We start from the raw sequence: 21,691 nt of genomic DNA, 5'->3' as shown, positions 1-21,691 counted from the left end.
AACATGGCATCTTCACTGCACATCGCAGGCATCCGCAAGGTCTTCGGCAAGGGCGACAAGGCCGTCGAGGTCCTCAAGCGCATCGACATCGATGTCGAGCCGGGTGAATTTCTGATCCTGGTCGGCCCCTCGGGCTGCGGCAAGTCCACATTGCTCAACATCATTGCCGGGCTGGAAGAGCCCACCGACGGCGAGCTGCTGATCGCCGGCAAGAACGTGATCGGCATGCCGCCTTCCAAGCGTGACATTGCGATGGTGTTTCAGAGCTATGCGCTCTACCCGACAATGACGGTGGCCGACAACATCGGCTTTGCGCTGGAGATGCGCAAGGTGTCTGTTGAAGCGCGCAAGAAGCGCATCCAGGAAGTGGCGGTGATGCTGCAAATCGAGCACCTGCTCGACCGCCGTCCGGCACAGCTTTCTGGCGGCCAGCGCCAGCGCGTGGCCATGGGCCGCGCCCTGGCGCGCGATCCGCAGCTGTTCCTGTTTGACGAGCCGCTGTCCAACCTCGACGCCAAGTTGCGCGTGGAGATGCGCGCCGAAATCAAGCGCCTGCATCAGTTGAGCGGCATCACCACCGTCTACGTGACCCACGACCAGATCGAAGCCATGACCCTGGGCAGCCGCATCGCGGTGATGAAAGGCGGCGTCCTGCAGCAGATCGACTCGCCGGATGAAATCTACCGCCGCCCGGCCAACATGTATGTGGCTGGTTTCATCGGATCACCCACCATGAACTTCATTCCCGGGCGGGTGCAGACCAGCGGCGATCAGGGCAAGTTTGCTTTCGATGGCGGCACACTGGATTTGCCTTGCCCTGATATGGCTGTGGTGACGCTGGGTCAGCGGCCGGAGCACATCCATTTGTCGGCCGATGCCCCATGGCGCGGTGAGGTGGTGCTGGTCGAGCCCACTGGCGCCGACACCTATGTGGTGGTGAAAACGGCCGTGGGCCTGATCACGGTGCGGGCACCGGCCAACACCCAGGTCAAGATCGGTGAAACCGTTGGTATGACCGTGAGCGGGCGCCACAACAACTGGTTTGACCCGAAAACCGAGCAGCGCATGGCCTCGATGGATGCGCACCACGAGTCCTGAAATTGCCTGCGGACCCTTTGATCCACAACGTCTTCTGGAACACCGGGGTGAGCAGGCCCTAGTCCGTTTCGGACAGCGTGAGCACCACCCTCAGACCATGCGGTGCCAGGGTCTGAACATCCGCTTCGCCACCGTGGCGCCGGGCGATTTCCCGCACGATCGACAGGCCCAGCCCACAACCGCCCGGTTGCTGGCTTCCGCGCCAGAAACGGCGAAACACCTGGGCCATTTCTGCTGGCTGCAGACCCGGCCCGTTGTCTTCCACCGCCAAGCTGGCGCCGCTCTCGCTTCGTTCAACGCGCAGGGTGATGGCACTGCCGCCGGGCGTGTAGCGCAGGGCGTTGTCGATCAGGTTGGACAAGGCTTCGCGCAGCTGCAGGGCATCGCCTTTGACCATCAGCGATTGTTCGCCCTCAAAGCCCAGATCCATGCCCGCGGACAAGGCGCGTGGGGTCCATTCACGGGCCACTTCGCGCGCCAGTGCCGCCAGGTCCAGGGGCACCCGGTGGGTGTGGTTTTCAGAGCGGGCGAGCGTGAGCAGTTGGTGCACCAGGTGGGCACTGCGTTGCGCGCCAGTGTGTACCTTGCTTAACCGGTCAAGCAAGGCGGGGGTCCGGGCTTCTTGCTGCGCCAGTTCCACCTGGCTGATCAGACCGGCCAGGGGTGTGCGCAGTTGGTGGGCGGCGTCGTCCAGAAAGCGTTTTTCCTGGCGCACATGGCGCGCCACCTCCTCCAGCAAGCCGTTGATGGCCTTGACCAACGCATGCACTTCGCTGGGCGCCTGCGTGGCACCGATGGGCTCACGTTCGATCACCGAGCGTTCTTCCAGCTGCGATGTCAATCGGGTGAGTGGCGCCAAACCGCGCCGGATGCCGCCATAGACCAGCAGGCTCAGCAACACGCCCAGTGCCAGCAGAGGCACCAGCATGTCGGCAATGAGTTCTCTCGCAATGCGCTGCTGCACTTGCAGGCTCTTGCCCACCTGCACCCGCAACGTTTGCGTTGAACCGTCATCGCCGTAATCCAGGTCGAGGACCACGATGCGCAAGGGCTTGCCATCCACAACGCCGCGGTACAGAAGAGGCGTACCAACTTGTTCAACCGGCATTTCAGGCTGGGGCAGGTTTTGGTTGCCGAGCACGAACTTGCCCGGGGGCGACGACACCATGTAGCTGATCCGGTCCTTCGGGTCTTGCTCCAGAACGTCTTGTGCCGCCTTGGGGAAATCGATCAGCAGGCCAGAGCCGATGGGCTTCACCTGGCGGGCCAGCGCGCGCACCGATTGGGTGAGCGATTGGTCGATGCCTTTTTCCGCATACGACAAGGCAAACCGGTAGGCCAGAAGGCCGCCGCCCGCCCACAGCACCAGCTGGGGCAACAGCAGCCACAGCAGCAACTGCCGCTGCAGCGAGAGACCGGCCCGGGGGCTCATGCGGGCCCGATCATGGCCGTGCCGTTTCCAGCATGTAGCCCAGTCCCCTGATGTTGCGGATGTTCAGGCGGGAGTCGGCAAGCTTGCGGCGCAGGCGGTGCACATACACCTCCAGTGCGTTGGAGGCCAATGCACCACCTTCCCCGGCGTCGGATTGCCAGGCCGCGAGCACGGCTTCGCGGCTCACCACCTGTCCCTCGCAGCGCACCAGCAAAGCGAGCAACTCCCACTCGCGCTGCGTCAGTTCGATGGCCACTTCACCCAACCAGGCGCGTGGCATGGACGGGTCTACGCGAAGGGCGCCGCCTGCATGGGCGGGCGGATGGATGGTGCTGGTACGGGTACCGAAAGCGGGCAGGCTGGCACGGCGCAGCATGGCTTGCAACCGCGCCAGCAATTCGTCGCCGTTGAAGGGTTTGGTGAGGTAGTCGTCGGCGCCGCCATTGAGACCGGCGATACGGTCTTCCACGCCGTCGCGTGCGGTCAGAATCAATACCGGCAGGGCGGGCAAGGTTTGACGCAAGCGCTGCAAAACTTCCAGCCCGTCGATTTTGGGCAAACCCAGGTCGAGCAACACGCCGTCGAAGGCCTGCTTGTGCAGGTAGTCGAGTGCGGCCTCACCATCGTCGGCTGTATCGATCAGGTACCCGGCCTGTTTGAGTTGCGCACTCAGCCCATCGCGCAGCAGTTCGTCGTCTTCAACAATCAGTAGGTGGGCCATGGCGCAAATTATCCGGCTTTTATGGGACAAAGAAGCGCTGCGGCCCAGACCTCACGGCGCACTCAGTTGCTGCAACTGGAAGGGTGGTGCCTTGCCCTCCCGGTCCTGGCCCGCATAGACCGTCAGGTGCGGGAAGGGGATCTCGATCGCGTGTTCGTCAAAGGCGGCTTTCAGGCGCCGCAGGTATTCGCGCTTCACGCCCCACTGTTCCCCGGCCACGCAACGGATGCGGCACCGGATGATGACCGCCGAGTCGTCCCAGCGGTCGACGCCGGCGATGTCGAGGTCGTCCTGGATGCGGGCAGCATACTTTTCGTCCGCGCGCAGCTGTGCCGCAACCTTGCGCATGAGTGGCATCACCTCGTCGATGTCTTCGCGGTAGGCCACGCCGATTTCAAACACCGCATTGCCAAAGCCGCGGGTCATGTTGACGACGGTGGTGATCTGGCCGTTGGGCACGTAGTGCACCGCGCCTTCGTAGTCGCGCAGGCGAACAAACCGCAAAGTGATTTCTTCCACCGTTCCGGTGTGGCCATCGACCTGCACCACATCGCCCTGACGGATCTGGTTCTCCAGCAGCAGGAAAAAGCCCGTCACAAAGTCTTTCACCAGGCTCTGGGCGCCAAAACCCACGGCGAGGCCGACCACGCCAGCGGCGCCCAGAATGGGCGCGAGCGAGACGCCCAGTTCGGCCAGCACCAGCATCACGGTGACCAGGCCGATCACCACGGTGACCAGGTAGCGGAACACACGGCCCAGGGTTTCAGCCCGCTGGGCGGCTTCGCGGTCGTCCATGCGCTGGCCGATGCGGGTGCGCATGCCGCCAATGGCGCGGTTCAAGAGGCCCTTGACCACCCAGGCACCCAACAGAATCAGGGCGATGCGCAGCAAAGTGGCCACGGGGCCGTTCATTTCTCCCCACCACGTGTTGAGTTGGGTCAGCCATTCAGGAATCATATGGACAGGTCTCCGGTTAGGGGTTGTGGGCGTGTCGATGCCGGACAGGCGTGCGCGCGTGAAGTGGCGCATGCGAAAGTGAAAAAACAGCACGTCCGACCAAGTCGATCGGGGCTGTTTGGTTCAAGTATCGCCCAAGCCGCTGGCCCAGGCTCTGCCCGGGGTTATTCCGGGCCCTCCGAGGCTGTCTCGGGCAATCCGGTTGCGATGGACAGGGCGCGGGCGCGCTGAATTTGCTGGGCAATCGCAAGTCCGTTCATGCCGCGCGCGAGCGCGGCTTCGGCGATCGGCTGGGTGGCCACCTGTTGCGCCAGCGCGAGCGCTTTCAGCAGCCGCTGGCGTTGCGGGTAAGCCACTTCGGCAAAACCCAGGCGTCCCCTTGCATCGCATTCGCAGGCCAGCAGGGCCTCGGCAAAGCGCTCGGGGCGGCGCACCGCGTCGCAGCGCTCCAGCAAGCGCAACAGGGCATCGGCGTTGAGGCTCTCGCTGCGGTGGATGTTGCCGTGCTCACGCGCCACCACGTCGGCCAGCTCCCGGCTTTCGCGGGGGATGCGCCAACGCTCACAGACGCCTTTGAGCAAGCGCGCGCTGCGCTGTTCGTGGCCGATGTGGCGCGGCAACACATCGGCGGGTGTGGTGCCTTTGCCGAGGTCGTGGCACAGGCAGGCAAAGCGCACGGGCAGCGAAGCGTTGAGGCGGGCACTCATGTCCAGCACCATCATCAGGTGCACCCCGGTATCGATTTCGGGGTGGTACTCGGCGCGTTGTGGCACACCCCAGAGCTTGTCCACCTCCGGCAGGATGCGCACCAAGGCGCCGCACTCGCGCAACACGTCCAGCATGCGGCTGGGCCGCTGCTCCATCAGGCCGCGTGAGAGTTCCTGCCACACGCGCTCGGGCACCAGGTGGTCGACCTCGCCATCGGCGACCATGTCCTGCATCAGCACCATGGTTTCGGGCGCGACCGAAAAATCGGGAAACCGGGCCGCGAATCGTGCCAGGCGAAGGATGCGCACCGGATCTTCGGCGAAAGCATGGGTGACGTGGCGCAAGACCCGTTCACGCAAATCCCGCTGGCCACCGTGGGGATCGATCAGCCTGCCGTGCGCGGGGTCATCGGCCTCGGCGGCGTCCACCGCCATGGCATTGATGGTGAGGTCGCGCCGCGCCAGATCGTCTTCCAGCGTGACGCCGGGTTCGGCGTGAAAAGCAAAGCCGTGGTAGCCGGGCGAGGTCTTGCGCTCGGTGCGCGCGAGCGCATATTCCTCCTGGGTGGTCGGGTGCAGAAAAACAGGAAAATCGCGCCCGACCGGCAGGTAGCCCTGGTCTTGCATGGCCTGCGGTGAGCCGCCAACCACCACCCAGTCGCGATCAACATGGGCCGGCGCCGGGGCACCTGCCGATTTCTGCATCAAGGCATCGCGCACTGCGCCGCCCACGAGGTAAATGTCCATGGGCGAAGTGTAGAGCGCCCAGTGGGCGCTGGCCTCAGCGACCGAGGCGGTAGGGCTCCTCGAAGTCCAGGAAATCCTGTTCGGCCAGAGCGTCTTGAATCCAGGCCTGCACGCCCGGCAACGCAGCCACGCGATCCACATACGCTGCCAGATCGGCTGGCAGCGGCAGTTGGTAGGTTTTCAGGCGCATGCACACCGGAGCGAAAAATGCATCGGCGATGGTGAATGTGCCAAACAGCATGGGGCCGCTGCCGTCGGGCATTTTCTGGGGTTGCGTCGCCAGCAACTCGCCCCACAGGCCACACAGGCGGGCCATGTCGGCGCGCAGGGCGGGCCGGTCGCGCCAGAGCAGGCGGCCGGTGTCCACCAGGCTGGCTTCGATGTTCATGGGGCAATGGCTGCGCAGGGCACCAAAGCCGCTGTGCAGCTCGGCGCAAACGCTGCGGGCCCTTGCTCGGGCCTGGGCGTTGGCTGGCCACAGGGTCTTTTCTGGAAATTTCTCGGCCAGGTATTCGGCGATGGCCAGCGTGTCCCAGACAGCAAACCCGTCGTCGACCAGCACGGGAACCTTGCCTATGGGCGACACGCCCTGCAGGGACTTTTTGAAAGCCGACCCCGGTTCAAAGGAGTCAAAGCGCACCATGGCCTCTTCGAACGGAATGCCCGCCTGTTTGAGCAGCACCCAAGGCCGCATGGACCAGGATGAGTAATTTTTGTTGCCGATGTAAAGCTTCAATGCCATGGGATCACTCCAGAAAAGTAGCCCCATCCTAAAACGCAGCGGGGGGCGGATTGATGCTCAAAAATACGCGATTTGATGCGCCATGACCAGAGGGCCAGGGTGGTGTTTCTGTTCAGGGTTGCGACGGCTTCCCGTTGAAAGAGTTGAAAGACGGCATGGACAAGGCGGTGTTGTCAGGCATAGCGTTCGAGGATCCGGGTCGAGCGCTCCACCTCGCGCAAGGTTTCGCCGCCGTTGCCTGAATCCGATACCGCCTCCATGACCGAACAGGCCATCATTCGGTAGAACGCCTTGTCCATGGCTTTGCGTGCCGCAGACATCTGCTGGGCCACGTCTTCGCAGGGCCGGCCTTGCTCCACCATGTCGATCAGGCCACGCACCTGGCCTTCGATGCGTTTCAAGCGGTTGATCACGTCGCGCTGGTGTTCAGCGCGGTAGGTCGGGTTTTGAGCAGGTGCAGCGGCCTTGGCGGCAGATTTGCGTGCAACGGTGCGGGGGGCTGGGGTGGCCATGGGTTGTCCTGTGGATTTGTTTCGGTGATCAGTCTGGAAAAACGGTGCCGCCATCCAGATTGGGCTGGTTTGAGTTTGAACCGGTTGCCCAGGCGACTTTGGCGGGGCCTTGCGTGCAGAGGCGCCTTGAACACCTGTGCCCGATGGTTCGGCGGTGTTTTACGCCCGCAGGTAGGTTGGTGCGATGCTGTGTACGCTGGAGGGGCTGATGCCCAGTGCGCCCATGCCAGGCAGGGTGCCGCTGGCGACGTTGTCGACCGACATGGCGGCCAGGTTGTCGCGGCTCATGAGGGGCTCACCCGGGGCCAGTTCCATCAACATGGCCTGCAACCGGCCCACCGCCATGGGCAGCGGAACAATGGGTCGCTGGCGGCTGCCATGGCGCCCAGCGACGCGCACCAGATCGGCCAGCGTCATCACATCAGGTCCCACGCATTCGATCACCGATGGTGAAGGGGTGACCTTCAGGCACTCGACCACCGCCAGGGCCACATCTTCAACCCATACCGGCTGAAACCTTGCCTGGGCGCCTGCCAGTGGCACCACGGGAAAAACCGACTGCAGGCGGGCAAACAGGTTGAGAAAGCGGTCGCCCTCACCGAAAATCACGCTGGGGCGCAACACCGTCAATTCAAGCCCCGCCTTTCGCAGTACCGCTTCCCCGCGCGCCTTGCTTCGCTGGTACCGGGAAGGACTGTCGAGGGCCACGCCGAGCGCGCTCACGTGCACCAGCCGCTTGACACCGCTGGTGGCGCAGGCCTTGGCCAATTGGGTTGGCAGGGCCACATGGGTGCGTTCGAAGGCGTCTTCGGTGCCGTGAAGAATGGCGATCAGGTTGACCACCGCATCGTGCCCCGGCAACAGGCGCACCAGGTCTGATTCGCTGTGCACATTGGCCTCGACCACGGTCAGGCGGGGCAGGTGTTGCACGCTCTGGGCGTTGCTCGCGCGGCGGGTGGGCACGGTGATGGAAAACCCGGCGCGGTGCAATTTCTCGCAAACATGGCGCCCCAGAAAGCCCGAGCCACCGAGCAGCAGAATGCGGCGATTGGAGTGGGTCATGGTGGTCATTCGGATTCAAGAATGGGTGGCGCTTTGACCGCGCTGGGCATCACCACGCCCAGGCGCGCACGAAGCGATTGCGGTTGCCCTGTCAACAGGGCTGCGTAGTTGGTGGTGTTGGCCAGAACCTGTTTGACATAGTCGCGGGTCTCATCGAATGGAATGTTCTCGGTCCAGATTTCGCCGGCCAGCGTGGGTCCCTCGCGCCATCTGCGCGGGCGACCCGGGCCTGCGTTGTAGGCCGCAGCGGCCATGGGCATGGAACCTTCAAAATCGTCAAGAGCGAGTTTGAGGTAGGCCGTGCCGATCTGGATATTGGTGTCCCGGTCGTTGATTTGTGACGGCTGAAAATCGGTCAGGCCGATCTTGCGTGCAGTCCAGCGCGCGGTGGCTGGCATGACTTGCATCAGGCCAGAGGCCCCCACACCCGACCGTGCAGCGACCACGAAGCGGCTTTCCTGGCGGATGAGGCCATAGACGTAAGCCGGGTCGAGCCCGATGGCTTGCGCGCGCTGGGTGACTTGCGGCAAGTAGGGGGTGGGGAAGCGTTGTTTGTGATCCAGCGCCACTTGGGTGCGGGTGCTGGTGTTGATGCAGCGGTCCCACAGGCTGTTGTTGCAGGCCAGTTGGGCGATGGCCAGGAGCTCGCGGTCGGTCAGATCCACCGTGCTGTGCAGGGCCACGGTGTAATGCCATTCGCGCACGGCCTCGCTGCGCAGTCCCAGTCGGAATGAAGTGAGCGCGCGTTGTACGCCCGGGTTGCTTTCCGCCGTGCGCAACTCTTCGGTGCTTACAGGCAAAGGCATGGGGGGGACGCCGATGGCCTGACCCAGTTCTTCCATGGCCAGTTGTTCATAAAAACCGGTGGTTGACGCAATCGATGCATACAAAGCCTGTACCTGTTGTGGCGCTTCGGGCAACCTCAGCGCCTGCAGGCTGCGTGCCTGCCAGTACACCCAGACCGGTTCGCTGCGTTGAGCGGGAGACATGGCGGCAATGGCGTCGCGAACAGCGTTCCATTGCCCGGCACGCAAACCAGCCCGGGCTTTCCACGCGAGGTGGTCGGCGCTCATGAAGCGGTCTTGCCCATTGGCGTAGAGGCTCAGTGCATTCGGATCAAGGGCCTTGGCCGCGCGCTGGCCCAGTGAGCCCCAGGCCCAGCCCAGTTCTTCATCGGTGAGCTGAACGGCCCAGCGCTTGCGTTGCAGGTTTTGCACCGCTGCCGGCAGATCGATGGCGCCCAGGCGAACAATCGCCAAGGTCACCAGTTCTTTGGTGCGCGGCCGGATCGCGGTGATTTTGTCGTCAACGTAGTCGCCAGGGTCTTTGACAATGGTTTTGGCGATGCCGGCCCACTGAGGGTCAAGCAGACCGATGGCTTGCAATGCCGCATCGGGTTTGTTGGCCTCCACAGCCAGGCGGGCGCGCATCCAGGCGGCTTCCGGCGGCATGTGGCCACTGTCAAGAAACGCTTTTGCTGCCGTTGAGCAGCCATCTTCGGCGTCGCGCTGCTGGTGCCAGAGCTCGGTGGTCTGGCGAGCGGCTTCACCTGCGGGTATGCGTCTGGCGGCTGCATCAAGCATGAGCCCGTAGCACTGCACCTGCCGGTCGTCGTTCATGCGAAAGCGCGGCAACTCGATCTCGAAGTTGGCCCAGTCGCGGTTCTTGCCAAGTTGCAGCAACCAGTCGTTGCGCAAGCGGTCTTCCCAATAGCTGCCCGCCATGCGGGAAAGCGCGTTCCGGATGGTGGATGGCGCTGCCGTTTCCAGTTGTGGCTTGGTCGCCCAATACAACGCAAGGGGTTCCAGTACATGTCCGCGAACGCTGGGCAGCAGGTTGTTCACTTTCTCCTTGTCCCGGTGACTGTAGGCGTCGCGCATTTCCACCATTGCGGCGTCGGCGCGGCTGTCTTGGGCCCAGGCAGCGCCTTGAAGCGTCAGCGCGGCCATAATGGCAAAGAGACTGCGTTTCATGTTCCCTTGATGGGTAATTCCCTGATTCATGCGTTGATTATGGACACCAAAAAATCGCCCGATGCCAATGCGGCCGCAACCCCTGCTGTCAGTGGGTCCAAGCAAGCCTGGCGAAAGCAACTGATCGAGAAGCGTCAGAACCTCGCCGATCGCGCCTGGCGCAACGACCTGCTTCAGCGCGTATTGCGCTACTGGCTGATTGAGAGGCCTGAAGCGGTGATCGGTGCCTACTGGCCTATCAAAGGAGAGTTTGATCCACTGCCCGCGTTGTACCGCTGGCAGGAAGCCGGTTTGGAAGAAGACGCCAAGAGTGCGCAGCGCCACCGGAAAATCGGCTTGCCTGTGGTGAACAAGGTGGACAAAACGCTCACCTTCTACACCTGGTACCCCGGTTGTCCGATGGAGGAAGACGCATATGGCATTCCCAAGCCCAAAGACACCGAGGTGGTTGAACCCACGTTGATCTTTGTTCCTTGCGTGGGCTATGGTCCGAATGGTTACCGGCTGGGCTATGGGGGGGGGTTCTACGACCGCACCCTGGCCAGCCTGCAACCCAAGCCCTACACCGTGGGCCTGGGCTATGACTTTGCCTGGTTGCCCGATCTGGAGCCCGAGGCACACGATGTGCCGCTGGACGCGATCCTGTGCGATACCGGTACCGTTTGGCCGCGGAAGTAGTAAGGCCCCCCACGCTCCGCCGCTTAGCGGGTCGCTTCCCCCTACCGAGCTGATGAAGAATGCCGCGAGCTTTGTACTTTGCGCCATTCATCTTTGGCTTGTGGGTACTTCCGTAGTGACGAATCTGCATCTTGTACATCTGTTGCCCACACTTGTGACCGGCTGCATTCGACCTTCTGCTGCCCTCTGCCGCGCCGACCTGAGCTTCGGCTGTGCAGCGATTGCTGTCTGTTGTGGCCGGGAGCTAGGTTCACGGTGCCGGGCACGAAGCTGTCATTGGCTTGCCCGGCATTGCGGCAGCATCGATGACCGGCATCGAGGGGGCTGCAGTCACCCAACTTTGCATGCCGCAGGTACCTCTTCAAATCGCGGTTGAATGTGAGTTTGTTGCCGCCAATGCCAAACTGACCGGTGATCAATCTGGCATTGGCAGCAACACGCGCGGTATTGGAGGGTTTCCCTGCGGCCAGTCGCGTTCTCAAGATCTGGGATGGGGGGCGGGAGATGTGAGGCTGTGCGTTCGCTTCCTTGCTTCCTGACCGTGGTCACCTCTGAAAAGCTCAAGCTTGACGATCGACGCCGGGCATATACCAGGCACTGCCATCTCGACCAGTTGATCCTGATGGACTTCGAGCAACTTCGAACTGGAAGTTGATAATTGTCTATAGATGCGGGTGAAGTCCATACATCCAGTCAGGCAAGCCGAAGAAAAATGCCTATGTCGAGCGGTTCAACCGAACGGTGCGCCACGAATGGCTATCCCAGTATTGCTGGTCCAGCATTGAGGAGGTTCAGGACTTCGCCACGCAGCGGATGTGGCCCTACGGTCACGACCGCCCGAACATGGCCCTGAGCGGATTCACCCCAAAGCAGCATCTGGCCATGGCTGCATAACCGTCCTACTTCTGCGGACTTTGGAAATCGGGGGGACTACCACTGTTTCAAGAGCGGTCGAACGAAGGCGGCGAAATTCAGAAGACTGAAAAACAAAATACCGAAATAGCGTCCCTGGTGAGAGTTTGCTTTCCATGCGCACATTCCCTTGAATTTAGCTACACACAAGCTGTGGTAGAAATTTCCAATAAAAACAAGGACTTGAAAGCTTGAGCTAGGTGTTTTCCCGATAAACGCGTTAGGTGGCATGAGAGGTGCAACAGAGGTAGGGCAACAAGCGTTTTTGATCGAGTGTCTCTAGGTACTTGATTCGAAGGCTGGTTCAGAACGTCACAAAAATCGGAGACAAGCCATGATGGAAACCTTCTATGAGGTCATGCGCCGCAAAGGCATTTCACGCCGCAGCTACCTGAAGTACTGCTCGCTTACCGCTACCTCGCTGGGGTTGGCTCCGTCTTTCGTGCCGCAGATCGCGCACGCCATGGAAAACAAACCACGCACACCAGTGCTGTGGCTGCATGGGCTCGAATGCACCTGCTGCACCGAGTCGTTCATCCGCTCCGCCCACCCGTTGGCCAAGGATGTGGTGCTGTCCATGATCTCTCTGGACTATGACGATACCCTGATGGCCGCTGCAGGTCACCAAGCAGAGGCCCTCCTCGAAGAGATCATGGTCAAGTACAAGGGGCAGTACATCCTCGCCGTGGAAGGCAACCCGCCGTTGAACGAAGACGGCATGTTCTGCATCCAGTCGGGCAAGCCCTTTCTTGAAAAGCTCAAGCACGTTGCGAAGGACGCCAAGGCGATTATTGCCTGGGGGTCGTGCGCCTCCTGGGGCTGTGTGCAGGCCGCTAAGCCCAACCCGACCCAAGCTACGCCTATTCACAAGGTGATCACCGACAAGCCCATCATCAAGGTGCCGGGCTGCCCGCCCATTCCTGAGGTGATGACGGGTGTGATCACCTACATGCTGACCTTCGACAAGATCCCAGAACTCGACCGTCAGGGCCGTCCGAAGATGTTTTACAGCCAGCGCATCCACGACAAGTGCTACCGCCGCCCCCACTTCGACGCAGGCCAGTTCGTCGAAGCCTTTGACGACGAATTCGCGCGCAAGGGCTACTGCCTCTACAAGGTCGGATGCAAGGGCCCGACTACCTACAACGCCTGCTCGACCGTGATGTGGAACGAGGGCACCAGCTTCCCGATCAAGGCCGGCCATGGTTGCATCGGTTGTTCGGAAGACGGCTTTTGGGACAAGGGCTCGTTCTACGACCGGCTCACCACGATTCACCAGTTCGGCGTCGAAGGCACGGCCGATGAAATCGGCGGTACGGCAGCAGCCGTGGTGGGTGCGGCGGTTGCGGCTCACGCTGCGGTCTCGGTGGCCAAGCGGGCGCGCGATACCTCGAAAGACAAAGATAAAGCCAAGACCACGGCCTAAAGAACCACAAGGACAAGATCATGGGTGCATACGAAACACAGGGCTTCAACATGGACAACACCGGCCGGCGCATCGTCGTCGATCCGGTCACGCGCATCGAAGGTCACATGCGCTGTGAGGTCAACCTCGACAGCAACAACGTCATCCGCAACGCGGTCTCCACCGGCACGATGTGGCGTGGGTTGGAAGTCATTCTGAAAGGCCGCGATCCGCGTGATGCCTGGGCATTCGTTGAGCGCATCTGCGGCGTCTGCACGGGTTGCCACGCGCTGGCCTCGGTGCGTGCGGTAGAAGACGCGCTGGACATCAAGATCCCACTCAACGCCCACCTGATCCGCGAGATCATGGCGAAAACCCTGCAGGTGCATGATCATGCGGTGCACTTCTACCACCTGCATGCGCTCGACTGGGTCGATGTCGTGTCCTGCCTGCAGGCCGATCCAAAGAAGACCAGTGAGCTGCAGCAGATGGTGTCGCCAGCGCACCCGATGTCTTCGCCCGGCTATTTCCGCGATGTGCAGAACCGACTCAAGAAGTTCGTCGAAAGTGGGCAACTCGGCCCCTTCGCTAATGGCTACTGGGGCAGCAAAGCTTATGTGCTGCCGCCCGAAGCCAACCTCATGGCCGTGACCCACTACCTCGAAGCACTCGACATGCAAAAGGAATGGGTCAAGGTGCACACCATCTTCGGCGGCAAGAACCCGCACCCCAACTATCTGGTCGGCGGCGTGCCCTGCGCGATCAACATTGATGGCGCTGGCGCCGCCGGTGCGCCAATCAACATGGAGCGGCTGAACTTCGTGCAGGCTCGCATCCAGGAAATGATCGACTTCAACAACAACGTTTACATCCCTGACGTATTGGCCATCGGCACCATCTACAAGAATGCGGGCTGGCTCTACGGTGGCGGTCTCTCCGCGACCAACGTGGCCGATTACGGCACTTATGAAAAAGTGCCTTACGACCGCAGCACCCAGCAATTGCCCGGTGGCGTGATCCTGGATGGCAACTGGGACAAGATCCACGAGATCGACCCGCGCGATCCCGAGCAGGTACAAGAGTTTGTGAACCACAGCTGGTACAAGTACGCCGACGAAAACCAAGGACTGCATCCATGGGACGGCGTGACCGAAGCCGACTACAACCCCGCAGGTCCGAACTTCAAAGGCACGCGAACCAAGATCGAGAACCTGGACGAATCGGCCAAATACTCATGGATCAAAAGTCCACGCTGGCGTGGTCACGCTGTCGAGGTCGGTCCACTGTCGCGCTACATCCTGGGCTATGCCCATGCCACACAAGGCAACAAAAACTGCCAGCGCGTGAAGGAACAGGTGGACAGCGCGGCAGTGGCGATCAACAGCGCGATCCCCAGGGCGCTGGGCCTGCCAGAGACGAGCTACACGCTCAAACAGTTGCTGCCCACCACCATCGGCCGCACCCTGGCTCGTGCGTTGGAAAGTCAGTACGCCGCCGAAATGATGATGGACGACTTCAAGCACCTGATCGCCAACATCAAGGCTGGCGACACCGCCACCGCCAACGTAGAGAAGTGGGACCCGGCCACCTGGCCGAAAGAAGCGAAAGGCGTGGGCACAGTCGCCGCACCGCGCGGCATGTTGGGCCATTGGATCAAGATCAAGGACGGCAAGATCGAAAACTACCAGTGCGTGGTGCCCACCACCTGGAACGGATCGCCACGGGACACCAAAGGCCAGATAGGCGCCTTCGAGGCTTCGCTTATGAACACCCCCATGGTCAACCCGGAGCAGCCGCTGGAGATCCTGCGCACCCTGCACAGCTTTGACCCCTGCCTGGCGTGCTCCACCCATGTGATGAGCGAAGGCGGCCAGGAAATGAGCCGCGTCACCGTGCGCTGAAGCGCCTAACCCAACGGACGAGGAAAACACACCATGCAACACAAAACCCTTCGCGGCTTGATCACCGCCTCTTTGCTGGCCGGTCTGGCTGGCGCCGCTCAGGCTCACACGGGCCATGGCACCCAGAGCTTCATGCAAGGCCTGGTGCATCCTTTGGGCCTAGACCACCTGCTGGTCATGGTGGCCGTGGGCCTGTGGTCGGTCACGGCTTTGCCTCGAGGCAAGGCCTGGCAAGGTCCGACAACCTTCATGCTGGCGCTCCTGGTCGGCGCCTTCATGGGCGCGATGGGGTTCATCGTGCCCTATCTGGAACACGCTGTCGCGCTGTCAGTCGGGTTGTTGGGCATGATGCTGATTGCCTCGCGCACCGCTTTGCCCACAGGTCTCGGTCTGGGCCTGGTGGCCGCAGCGGCTTCGTTGCATGGCCTGGCGCACGGCGCTGAAACACCCGCTTCCGGCGCTGCCGGCTACGCGATCGGCTTTCTCGCCACGACCGCCGCGCTGCATCTCGGCGGCGTGTTCACGGGTCTGGGCATCCGGCGAGCGCTGAACCAACGCGCGGGCTGGGCACTGGGCGGACTGGGCGCGGCCATGGGCGGGGCGGGGCTCTTCCTCTTTGGTCAGCTCGCGGCCTGACGGCCTCCCAATTCACGGCAACCGAACACAGGAGGCCCACCACCATGTCGTCCACCACATCCTCTGAGCGGCTGACTGCCCCCAGCGCCACGACCGCTGAAGAGAGCGAACTGGCACAAGGCCAGAGCATCAAGTCGGTTTATGTGTACGAAGCCCCGGTGCGTATCTGGCATTGGATCAACGCACTGGCGATCACAGTGCTCGCGGTCACCGGTTACTTCATTGGCAAGCCCTTGCCGACCATGCCTGGCGAAGCGAGCGCCCATTTCCTGATGGGTTACATCCGCTTTGCGCATTTCGCCGCCGGCTACGCACTGGCCATTGGCCTGCTCGGCCGCATCTACTGGGCTTTTGTGGGCAACCACCATGCCCGCGAACTTTTCTGGCTCCCCATCTTCCAGAAGGCTTACTGGGTGGAGGTCTGGAGCATGCTCAAGTGGTACGCCTTCGTATCGCCGCGCCCGGGGCGCTACGTGGGCCACAACCCGCTCGCGCGCATGGCCATGGTCACGCTGTTTTTGTTCATTGCTGTGTTCATGGTGGTCACCGGTTTCGCGCTGTACGGCGAAGGCTCGCAGATGGGCTCATGGCAAGAGCAGATGTTTGGCTGGGTGATCCCGCTGATGGGCCAAAGCCAGGATGTTCACACCTGGCACCACATGGGTATGTGGGCCATGGCCATTTTTGTGATCGCTCATGTGTATGCCGCCATCCGCGAAGACATCATGGGTCGCCAAAGCATCGTGAGCACCATGATTTCTGGCTACCGCACGTTCAAGGATTGACGGGATAGACCCACCCCCGCGCCGCGCCGCAGGCGCGTCGCTCCCTCAAAGGGGCGGTGCTGGCGGCCCGGCGGAGCCGGTTTCGCAGCACCTTGGGTTGGGGCATTTCGCGTCGGGTGCGTTGTTCAGTATTTCCGTTTCGTCTCTCACTTCTTCTGTTTCCTTCACTCTACCTTTCCATGCCGCTTGCTTCCCGTCCTCGCTGGCTTGTTGCTGCTTCGGCCCTTCCGCCCAAGGGTGTGCCATCGCGTGCGCCGGTGCATCCGGGGCGGTTGCTGGCGCGCACTTGTCTGGCGCCTATGGGTTTGAGTCAGAGCGAGGCGGCGCGGGTGCTGGGTTTGTCGCGTCGGCGCTTGCATGAACTGGTGCATGGCCAGCGGGCGATGTCGCCCGACACAGCCATCCGCTGCGCGCGGCAGTTTGGTATCGACGCCGCTTTCTGGCTCACACACCAGGCCGCCTGGGACAGCTTCCATGCCTGGAAGCGCCTTTGCGCGCCGAGAGCTTCTTCTTCCCTTTGACTGTTTGACGGGACCACCCATCATGCGCATCGATCCCTCCGAATCCGCCTGTCACCCCACCGGTGACAGCCCTGCGACCATCGTCGTGCTCGGCATAGGCAACCTGCTCTGGGCCGACGAGGGCTTTGGCGTGCGCTGCATCGAAGCGCTGCAGCAACGGTACGAATTCGCCCCCCATGTGGAGCTGATCGATGGTGGCACTCAGGGCCTGTACCTGATTCAGTTCGTGCAGGCAGCCGACGCGCTGCTGATTTTTGACGCCATTGACTACGGACTGGTGCCAGGCGAACTCAAGCTGGTGCGCGACGACGATGTGCCCCGTTTCATGGGTGCGAAAAAAATGAGCCTGCACCAGACCGGCTTTCAGGAAGTGCTGTCGCTTGCGCAGTTGACCGGCAAGTTCCCCAAGCAGGTGCTGCTGATCGGTTGCCAGCCTCAAGAGCTGGAAGACTACGGCGGCAGCCTGCGCCCGGTGGTGAAGGCCGCCATGGAAGACGCCTTGCGCCTGGGGATGGAGGAACTCGACCGCTGGGGCGGGAACCCCCAAGCGCGCAGCGCACCATTGAGCCAGCGCGAATCCGTGACGGTGGATGAACTGGCCTTGGCTGCCTATGAAATTCAGCGGCCAAGCCCGGAGGCGGCTTGCCGAGAGGGCGACGAGCGCTTCTTTCCTTCTGAAGTGAGCTGAGATGTTGTACCTCCTCGATCAATTCATTCGAATCCATCCGAGCGTTTGCTCAGAGCCCTTCGGTCGGCAGGGGGGCTACTGATATGTGTATCGGCATACCCATGCAGGTCACGGCCGTCGAGCCCGGTCACGCCTGGTGCGAAGGGCGTGGCGAGCGACGCCGGATCACCACGGCGTTGGTGGGCGAGGTGGCCCCAGGTGATTGGCTGCTCGTGTTTCTGGGCGATGCGCGCGAGTGCATCGATGCCACGCGAGCACACGAAGTCGACAGTGCGCTCGACCTCGTGCTTGGCGCCATGCAGGGTCTGGACGTGGCTGGCGGTGCCGGCTTTTCCCTGCCTTCCCAAATGACTGCCGACCAGCTCAGCGTGCTGGCCGGGCAATCCTGAAACTTTGAACACAGATCCTTGGAGACACCATGACAACCATCCTTGATACCCCGTCCAGTGGCGCATTTCAAATGCCCAAGCCGAGCAACGACCCCGCAGCGCCATTGGTGATGCGCCTTGCGCGCGATTTCGGCGCAGCCTGGGTCGATGAGAAGACGGTTGCAGAGTGGTCCGCTGGTGGAGGCGACCGTGTGGTTTTACTCGCGGGCGACGCTGTGCGTTTTCCCGAAGGCCAGGATGTGGCCGCCGTGTTGCCCGAGCTCATGAAGAGTTTTCCCGGCCGCTTCGCGGTGGGGGTCGTGCCACGCGACAACGAGGATGCCGTGGCCAAGCGCTACGGGTCGCAGCGCTGGCCCACTTTGTTGTTCTTCCGCGATGGCCAATATGTCACCGCCATGGCTGGCATGCAGGATTGGGATGTGTACGTCAAAGCCGTCGCTGCCGCGCTCGATTTGCCTCCGTCGCGCCCGCCCACCATTGGTATCCCGGTCGTCAGCCAGAACAGCGCAGCCGCCAGCGACAGCAGTTGCCACTGACCCACACGAACGCATACGAACGCATACAAGGACACCTCATGAAAGCATTTCCTATTCCCGTCGTGGCGCTCGGCCCAGGCACCCAGATCGAAGACGAGACGCTGGACTACTTGCCCATGCCAAGAGACATGAACACTTACCGCCCGCCGGTGCTGCCCGAGCCTGAAGAGCTGGCGGGCCTGGACCAGGCGCGCAGTGCGCTGGAGCAGGTGCTCGCACTGCTCGAGCGCGGTGGTCAGGGTGGCGCGCCTGGCCATATACCGTTGGGCCTGATGGCCGCCAAGGACTTTGCTCTGGTGAACCAGGTGCTTGGTGAGGGTGAAGCCAGTGCCGTCGTGCAGCTCGGCACCGATGGTTTGGAAGTGCGCGTGCAGGAAGCGGTTTTTGCCGGTGTCTGGCGTCTCATGACGTACCGCTCCGGCGAGCTGGTTGGCGACGCCATCGAGGTCGGCCCCGTGCCATCACTGTTTGCCACGACGGCCGCGCAAGACGTCTGGTCACTTGACGAGATGCCCGTGTGGACCGGCGCACTGCCTCCCAACGTACAGAACGCACCCATGCTGATCGAGGAAATTCGCGATTATGTGAGCCGCTGGCAAGTCGGCCAGCTGCCCCAGGTGGTCAACCTGACCCTTCTTCCTGTCACGCAAGAGGACATCGGCTTTCTCGACCACCATTTGGGCACCGGTCGTGTCTTGATGCTCTCGCGCGGCTATGGCAACTGCCGGATCTCCAACACCCGCATGCGCAATTGCTGGCGCGTGGTGTACTACAACTCGATGGACCGCGTCATCCTCAACACGGTTGAAGTCGTGGACATGCCCGAGGTGGCCATGGCCGCGCCCGAAGATCTGCGCGACTCGTTCGAACGCCTGAACGATGTGATGGCGTATCTGGAGGCTGCGTGAGCCACCAATTCGAGGGCTTCGAAGGCTCTTATCTAGGCAACCGCAATGCGTTGCGGCCCAGCTCGCGCTTGGAATGCAAAATCTGTTGGTGGGTCTACGATCCAGTGCAGGGAGATTCTCAATGGCAGATCGACGCGGGAACGCCGTTTGCCGATCTGCCGGCGCACTGGCGTTGCCCCAACTGCGATGGCGAGGCCGATCAGTTTTTGCTCATGCCCGACTGATATGAACAACCTCTTGCGTCGCATGGCGACATGTTCTTTCCAGGGCGTTCGCACACACTGTCTGACCCAGCCGGTCGCAGCGTGTGGGTTGGGGTTGCATTTCACCCAAGAGCCACGCAATTCGCGCAATGCGATGGAGAACTGAAATGAACACATCCGCACTGCTGCAACAACGGGTGGCGGATCTGGTCGCTCACTTTGTTCGTATACAGAATGAGCGCATGGTTGGCATCCCCATCTTGAACTCGGTCCTGAGCGTAGAAGCCGTCGGCTTTGCCTGGGCCGATCCGGCCCCCGAAGGGGCAGTGCCCATGGGAGAAGGTGTGTTGATCACGCCCTGGTTTATGAGCCTGCTGCGCTTGCCCGCGCAGGTGCTGCCGCACTGCAACCAGATCGGGCGCAAGTTTGTGCGCGATTTTGGCAGCGAGCGCTTCGACTTCATCGGCGCCCACGATCCCGCCATTGGCTACCACGAGACCTGTGCGCTGTTTTCCCCCATGCAGGGCTTCGACAGCCAGGCCCGTGCCATCGAAACCGCTCAGGAAGCGCTCGCACTCACGCGCCCGCCGCCAGCAATGCCTGTACCGACCTGCGAGCCCATGCCATCGCGGCGGACGTTTTTCTTGCCGGGTCGCAGCGCTGGCCCGCGCGTGGCCAGATGAGTGCCTACACCGCAGCCAATATGGCAGGCCGGCTGCAAGTCACGCCGGGTGCGCCCGCGCCACACAACCTGAGCAGTTCGCGCCAGGACTGGGCATCGCGCCTGAGCACCGGTCAACCCTTTAGGGCCATACCCGGCCTCATGGCCAACCTGTTCAGTCTCTGCGGCAACGCACATCGCGTGGCCGCCCAACTGGCCATCGATGCAGCCGCACCCGACAGGTGCCTGGCGCCATCGTCAGACATCGGCAAACGCCTGCGCTTGGAGACGGCCCAAGAACACATACGCCGCATTGGCCTGGACTGGCCGCGCCTGCTGGCCACTGAAACCGCCAGTGCGACCATGGGAAACCTTGCCGTGCAAAGTCTCAGCACCTGTCCCGCGCTGAAAAACGCCCACACCGAAGACTGGCCGGCGCTGCATGACTGGTTGAAAAACACCTTGCTGCAAATCGATCCGGCGGCGTGGTTGCATGCATGGCTGGTGGACGCAGGCGATTGGCTACAGACTTGGAGCCAGACACACGGTGGTTGGCTAGCCCGGCTGCTGCGTGATGCGCGCCACGTCGACACCCCTGATCGGCCATTGACCTCCGTGCGCGCTTTGCGGGCACATGGTCAGGTGGAACACTTGCTCGCATTGAGCTCCGCGCTGTCGTTCCAGCCCGGGTTCGCTCTGCAACCGGTTTGGCAAGGCGCCAGCGCCCACACAGGTCCCTGGGCCCGGTTGCAGACACCATCCGATCAAGCACCTTTGAGCCCCTGGACGATGTTGGGCTGCCGTCTGGCCGAACTGGTGCGCCTTTGTTTGCCCACCACAGCACCCGATCATGGCGCCCAATGGTTGCGTTGGGGCTCGCTATCGACTATGCCTGGCCAAGGCCTTGGCTGGGTGGAAATGGCGAGAGGCCTGCTGGTGCATCAAGTGATGTTGAGCGACGATGGCACGACCGCAAAGACCTGCAATGTTCTCGCGCCCACCGAATGGAATTTCAACCCCCACGGCGAGGTGGCGCAACGGTTGGCTGTGATGGATCCTCATGCCCCCTACGTACGGCAACAAGTGCGTTTGCTGATGGTCGCGTTTGATCCCTGCGTGCCCTTCGAGCTGACGTCGGGAATTACAAAGGAGGGGCAAGATGCATGAAGCCAGTCTGGCCGGCGGCGTGTTACAGCTGGTGGAGGAGACGGCCGTACGCGAGGGTTTTTCGCGGTTGCTGGTGTTGCGGCTCGAGGCGGGTCAACTGGCGGGCGTGGATGTGCGGGCGCTGCGGTTTGCACTGGAGAGCCTGGCACCCGACACGGTGCTCGATGGCGCGGCGTTCGAGATCGAAGAACCGCCTGGCCAGGCGTGGTGCATGGGTTGCAGCCATACGGTTGCCATCTCGATGCGCGGCGACGCTTGCCCTGCGTGTGGTGGTTATCAGTTGCAGCCCACTGGAGGCTTGGAGCTGCGGGTGCTGGACATGCAGGTCAGCGACGATTGATAAATGCGCA

At 62.2% G+C, this 21,691-nt stretch carries 23 protein-coding genes and 1 pseudogene; 16 read left to right on the top strand and 8 right to left on the bottom strand.

The features are described from left to right. Nucleotides 1-3: 3 nt before the first annotated feature. Entirely contained in the window at nt 4-1,098 is a 1,095-nt protein-coding gene (locus tag LPB072_RS19930) for an ABC transporter ATP-binding protein (RefSeq protein ID WP_066086515.1), read from the top strand. Between the two features lie 58 nt (nt 1,099-1,156). Here the strand turns inward: LPB072_RS19930 and LPB072_RS19925 are convergent, their stop codons facing one another. The 8 genes from LPB072_RS19925 to LPB072_RS19890 all read right to left on the bottom strand — a co-directional run bounded on the left by LPB072_RS19925 (nt 1,157) and on the right by LPB072_RS19890 (nt 9,951). After that, nucleotides 1,157-2,530 (bottom strand): sensor histidine kinase, encoded by a 1,374-nt coding sequence (locus LPB072_RS19925; RefSeq protein WP_066086520.1) that lies wholly within the window; start codon nt 2,528-2,530, stop codon nt 1,157-1,159. A gap of 10 nt (nt 2,531-2,540) precedes the next feature. Next, nucleotides 2,541-3,251 carry a response regulator transcription factor gene (locus tag LPB072_RS19920; RefSeq protein ID WP_066086523.1) on the bottom strand — a complete coding sequence of 237 codons (711 nt, stop codon included), beginning with the start codon at nt 3,249-3,251 and terminating at the stop codon, nt 2,541-2,543. A gap of 51 nt (nt 3,252-3,302) precedes the next feature. Continuing rightward, nucleotides 3,303-4,208, bottom strand: coding sequence for a mechanosensitive ion channel family protein (locus LPB072_RS19915; RefSeq protein ID WP_066087124.1), 906 nt, complete (start codon nt 4,206-4,208; stop codon nt 3,303-3,305). Nucleotides 4,209-4,372: 164 nt separating this feature from the next. Beyond that, nucleotides 4,373-5,662: a multifunctional CCA addition/repair protein gene (locus tag LPB072_RS19910; RefSeq protein WP_066086530.1), complete on the bottom strand. Its 1,290-nt coding sequence runs from the start codon at nt 5,660-5,662 to the stop codon at nt 4,373-4,375. 34 nt (nt 5,663-5,696) lie between these two features. After that, nucleotides 5,697-6,404 (bottom strand): glutathione S-transferase family protein, encoded by a 708-nt coding sequence (locus tag LPB072_RS19905; RefSeq protein WP_066086533.1) that lies wholly within the window; start codon nt 6,402-6,404, stop codon nt 5,697-5,699. 173 nt (nt 6,405-6,577) lie between these two features. After that, the gene (locus tag LPB072_RS19900) at nt 6,578-6,916 is read right to left on the bottom strand and encodes a metal-sensitive transcriptional regulator (protein WP_082876756.1); all 339 of its coding nucleotides are present in this window, start codon (nt 6,914-6,916) and stop codon (nt 6,578-6,580) included. A gap of 159 nt (nt 6,917-7,075) precedes the next feature. Next, nucleotides 7,076-7,978 carry a complex I NDUFA9 subunit family protein gene (locus LPB072_RS19895; protein WP_066087132.1) on the bottom strand — a complete coding sequence of 301 codons (903 nt, stop codon included), beginning with the start codon at nt 7,976-7,978 and terminating at the stop codon, nt 7,076-7,078. 5 nt (nt 7,979-7,983) lie between these two features. After that, nucleotides 7,984-9,951 carry a lytic transglycosylase domain-containing protein gene (locus LPB072_RS19890; RefSeq protein ID WP_066086536.1) on the bottom strand — a complete coding sequence of 656 codons (1,968 nt, stop codon included), beginning with the start codon at nt 9,949-9,951 and terminating at the stop codon, nt 7,984-7,986. A 39-nt stretch (nt 9,952-9,990) separates the two neighbouring features. Between LPB072_RS19890 and LPB072_RS19885 the strand changes: the two genes are divergently transcribed. From LPB072_RS19885 to LPB072_RS19815, 15 genes and pseudogenes are all read left to right on the top strand, one after another. Further along, nucleotides 9,991-10,629, top strand: a complete 639-nt coding sequence (locus tag LPB072_RS19885) for a 5-formyltetrahydrofolate cyclo-ligase (protein ID WP_066086540.1) — start codon at nt 9,991-9,993, stop codon at nt 10,627-10,629. A 684-nt stretch (nt 10,630-11,313) separates the two neighbouring features. Next, nucleotides 11,314-11,523: pseudogene (locus LPB072_RS23275) on the top strand (integrase core domain-containing protein); the annotation flags it as partial. Nucleotides 11,524-11,878: 355 nt separating this feature from the next. After that, nucleotides 11,879-12,967, top strand: a complete 1,089-nt coding sequence (locus LPB072_RS19875) for a hydrogenase small subunit (protein WP_066087136.1) — start codon at nt 11,879-11,881, stop codon at nt 12,965-12,967. Between the two features lie 20 nt (nt 12,968-12,987). Further along, on the top strand, nt 12,988-14,847 hold the full coding sequence (locus LPB072_RS19870) for a nickel-dependent hydrogenase large subunit (RefSeq protein WP_066086551.1): 1,860 nt from the start codon (nt 12,988-12,990) through the stop codon (nt 14,845-14,847). Between the two features lie 33 nt (nt 14,848-14,880). After that, nucleotides 14,881-15,483, top strand: coding sequence for a HupE/UreJ family protein (locus tag LPB072_RS19865; protein ID WP_066086555.1), 603 nt, complete (start codon nt 14,881-14,883; stop codon nt 15,481-15,483). Between the two features lie 44 nt (nt 15,484-15,527). Beyond that, nucleotides 15,528-16,268, top strand: coding sequence for a Ni/Fe-hydrogenase, b-type cytochrome subunit (gene cybH / locus LPB072_RS19860; RefSeq protein ID WP_066086558.1), 741 nt, complete (start codon nt 15,528-15,530; stop codon nt 16,266-16,268). Between the two features lie 179 nt (nt 16,269-16,447). Continuing rightward, the gene (locus LPB072_RS23270) at nt 16,448-16,789 is read left to right on the top strand and encodes a HigA family addiction module antitoxin (protein WP_082876757.1); all 342 of its coding nucleotides are present in this window, start codon (nt 16,448-16,450) and stop codon (nt 16,787-16,789) included. Nucleotides 16,790-16,811: 22 nt separating this feature from the next. Further along, nucleotides 16,812-17,477, top strand: a complete 666-nt coding sequence (locus LPB072_RS19850; RefSeq protein ID WP_066086560.1) for a HyaD/HybD family hydrogenase maturation endopeptidase — start codon at nt 16,812-16,814, stop codon at nt 17,475-17,477. An 83-nt stretch (nt 17,478-17,560) separates the two neighbouring features. Then, nucleotides 17,561-17,866 carry a HypC/HybG/HupF family hydrogenase formation chaperone gene (locus LPB072_RS19845; protein ID WP_066086563.1) on the top strand — a complete coding sequence of 102 codons (306 nt, stop codon included), beginning with the start codon at nt 17,561-17,563 and terminating at the stop codon, nt 17,864-17,866. Nucleotides 17,867-17,895: 29 nt separating this feature from the next. Beyond that, nucleotides 17,896-18,402, top strand: coding sequence for a thioredoxin domain-containing protein (locus LPB072_RS19840; protein ID WP_066086566.1), 507 nt, complete (start codon nt 17,896-17,898; stop codon nt 18,400-18,402). 38 nt (nt 18,403-18,440) lie between these two features. Then, nucleotides 18,441-19,310, top strand: coding sequence for a hydrogenase expression/formation protein (locus tag LPB072_RS19835; protein WP_066086570.1), 870 nt, complete (start codon nt 18,441-18,443; stop codon nt 19,308-19,310). Then, nucleotides 19,307-19,534, top strand: coding sequence for a rubredoxin (locus tag LPB072_RS19830; protein ID WP_066086574.1), 228 nt, complete (start codon nt 19,307-19,309; stop codon nt 19,532-19,534). Before LPB072_RS19835 ends, LPB072_RS19830 begins: the two co-directional genes overlap by 4 nt. A 146-nt stretch (nt 19,535-19,680) precedes the next feature. Further along, nucleotides 19,681-20,196 (top strand): [NiFe]-hydrogenase assembly chaperone HybE, encoded by a 516-nt coding sequence (hybE, locus tag LPB072_RS19825; protein WP_066086576.1) that lies wholly within the window; start codon nt 19,681-19,683, stop codon nt 20,194-20,196. Continuing rightward, the gene (locus LPB072_RS19820; protein ID WP_066086579.1) at nt 20,193-21,341 is read left to right on the top strand and encodes a hypothetical protein; all 1,149 of its coding nucleotides are present in this window, start codon (nt 20,193-20,195) and stop codon (nt 21,339-21,341) included. The genes hybE and LPB072_RS19820 overlap by 4 nt, the downstream gene beginning before the upstream one ends. After that, nucleotides 21,334-21,681, top strand: coding sequence for a hydrogenase maturation nickel metallochaperone HypA/HybF (locus tag LPB072_RS19815; protein WP_066086581.1), 348 nt, complete (start codon nt 21,334-21,336; stop codon nt 21,679-21,681). Before LPB072_RS19820 ends, LPB072_RS19815 begins: the two co-directional genes overlap by 8 nt. Nucleotides 21,682-21,691 lie beyond the last annotated feature (10 nt).

It is taken from the genome of Hydrogenophaga crassostreae, from assembly GCF_001761385.1.
Taxonomy (GTDB): Bacteria; Pseudomonadota; Gammaproteobacteria; order Burkholderiales; family Burkholderiaceae_C; genus Hydrogenophaga; species Hydrogenophaga crassostreae.
Note: the sequence above shows the minus strand (reverse complement) of the source record. Positions and strands in the feature narration are given on the sequence as shown.

Coding starts and splice junctions, on each gene's coding strand:
- hybE (WP_066086576.1), top strand. CDS start 19,681: ATGAACACATCCGCACTGCTGCAACAACGGGTGGCGGATCTGGTCGCT.
- LPB072_RS19820 (WP_066086579.1), top strand. CDS start 20,193: ATGAGTGCCTACACCGCAGCCAATATGGCAGGCCGGCTGCAAGTCACG.
- LPB072_RS19910 (WP_066086530.1), bottom strand. CDS start 5,662: ATGGACATTTACCTCGTGGGCGGCGCAGTGCGCGATGCCTTGATGCAG.
- LPB072_RS19875 (WP_066087136.1), top strand. CDS start 11,879: ATGGAAACCTTCTATGAGGTCATGCGCCGCAAAGGCATTTCACGCCGC.
- LPB072_RS19840 (WP_066086566.1), top strand. CDS start 17,896: ATGACAACCATCCTTGATACCCCGTCCAGTGGCGCATTTCAAATGCCC.
- LPB072_RS19900 (WP_082876756.1), bottom strand. CDS start 6,916: ATGGCCACCCCAGCCCCCCGCACCGTTGCACGCAAATCTGCCGCCAAG.
- LPB072_RS19865 (WP_066086555.1), top strand. CDS start 14,881: ATGCAACACAAAACCCTTCGCGGCTTGATCACCGCCTCTTTGCTGGCC.
- LPB072_RS19920 (WP_066086523.1), bottom strand. CDS start 3,251: ATGGCCCACCTACTGATTGTTGAAGACGACGAACTGCTGCGCGATGGG.
- LPB072_RS19850 (WP_066086560.1), top strand. CDS start 16,812: ATGCGCATCGATCCCTCCGAATCCGCCTGTCACCCCACCGGTGACAGC.
- LPB072_RS19905 (WP_066086533.1), bottom strand. CDS start 6,404: ATGGCATTGAAGCTTTACATCGGCAACAAAAATTACTCATCCTGGTCC.
- LPB072_RS19925 (WP_066086520.1), bottom strand. CDS start 2,530: ATGAGCCCCCGGGCCGGTCTCTCGCTGCAGCGGCAGTTGCTGCTGTGG.
- LPB072_RS23270 (WP_082876757.1), top strand. CDS start 16,448: ATGCCGCTTGCTTCCCGTCCTCGCTGGCTTGTTGCTGCTTCGGCCCTT.
- LPB072_RS19930 (WP_066086515.1), top strand. CDS start 4: ATGGCATCTTCACTGCACATCGCAGGCATCCGCAAGGTCTTCGGCAAG.
- LPB072_RS19915 (WP_066087124.1), bottom strand. CDS start 4,208: ATGATTCCTGAATGGCTGACCCAACTCAACACGTGGTGGGGAGAAATG.
- LPB072_RS19815 (WP_066086581.1), top strand. CDS start 21,334: ATGCATGAAGCCAGTCTGGCCGGCGGCGTGTTACAGCTGGTGGAGGAG.
- LPB072_RS19835 (WP_066086570.1), top strand. CDS start 18,441: ATGAAAGCATTTCCTATTCCCGTCGTGGCGCTCGGCCCAGGCACCCAG.
- LPB072_RS19895 (WP_066087132.1), bottom strand. CDS start 7,978: ATGACCCACTCCAATCGCCGCATTCTGCTGCTCGGTGGCTCGGGCTTT.
- LPB072_RS19890 (WP_066086536.1), bottom strand. CDS start 9,951: ATGAAACGCAGTCTCTTTGCCATTATGGCCGCGCTGACGCTTCAAGGC.
- cybH (WP_066086558.1), top strand. CDS start 15,528: ATGTCGTCCACCACATCCTCTGAGCGGCTGACTGCCCCCAGCGCCACG.
- LPB072_RS19845 (WP_066086563.1), top strand. CDS start 17,561: ATGTGTATCGGCATACCCATGCAGGTCACGGCCGTCGAGCCCGGTCAC.
- LPB072_RS19885 (WP_066086540.1), top strand. CDS start 9,991: ATGGACACCAAAAAATCGCCCGATGCCAATGCGGCCGCAACCCCTGCT.
- LPB072_RS19870 (WP_066086551.1), top strand. CDS start 12,988: ATGGGTGCATACGAAACACAGGGCTTCAACATGGACAACACCGGCCGG.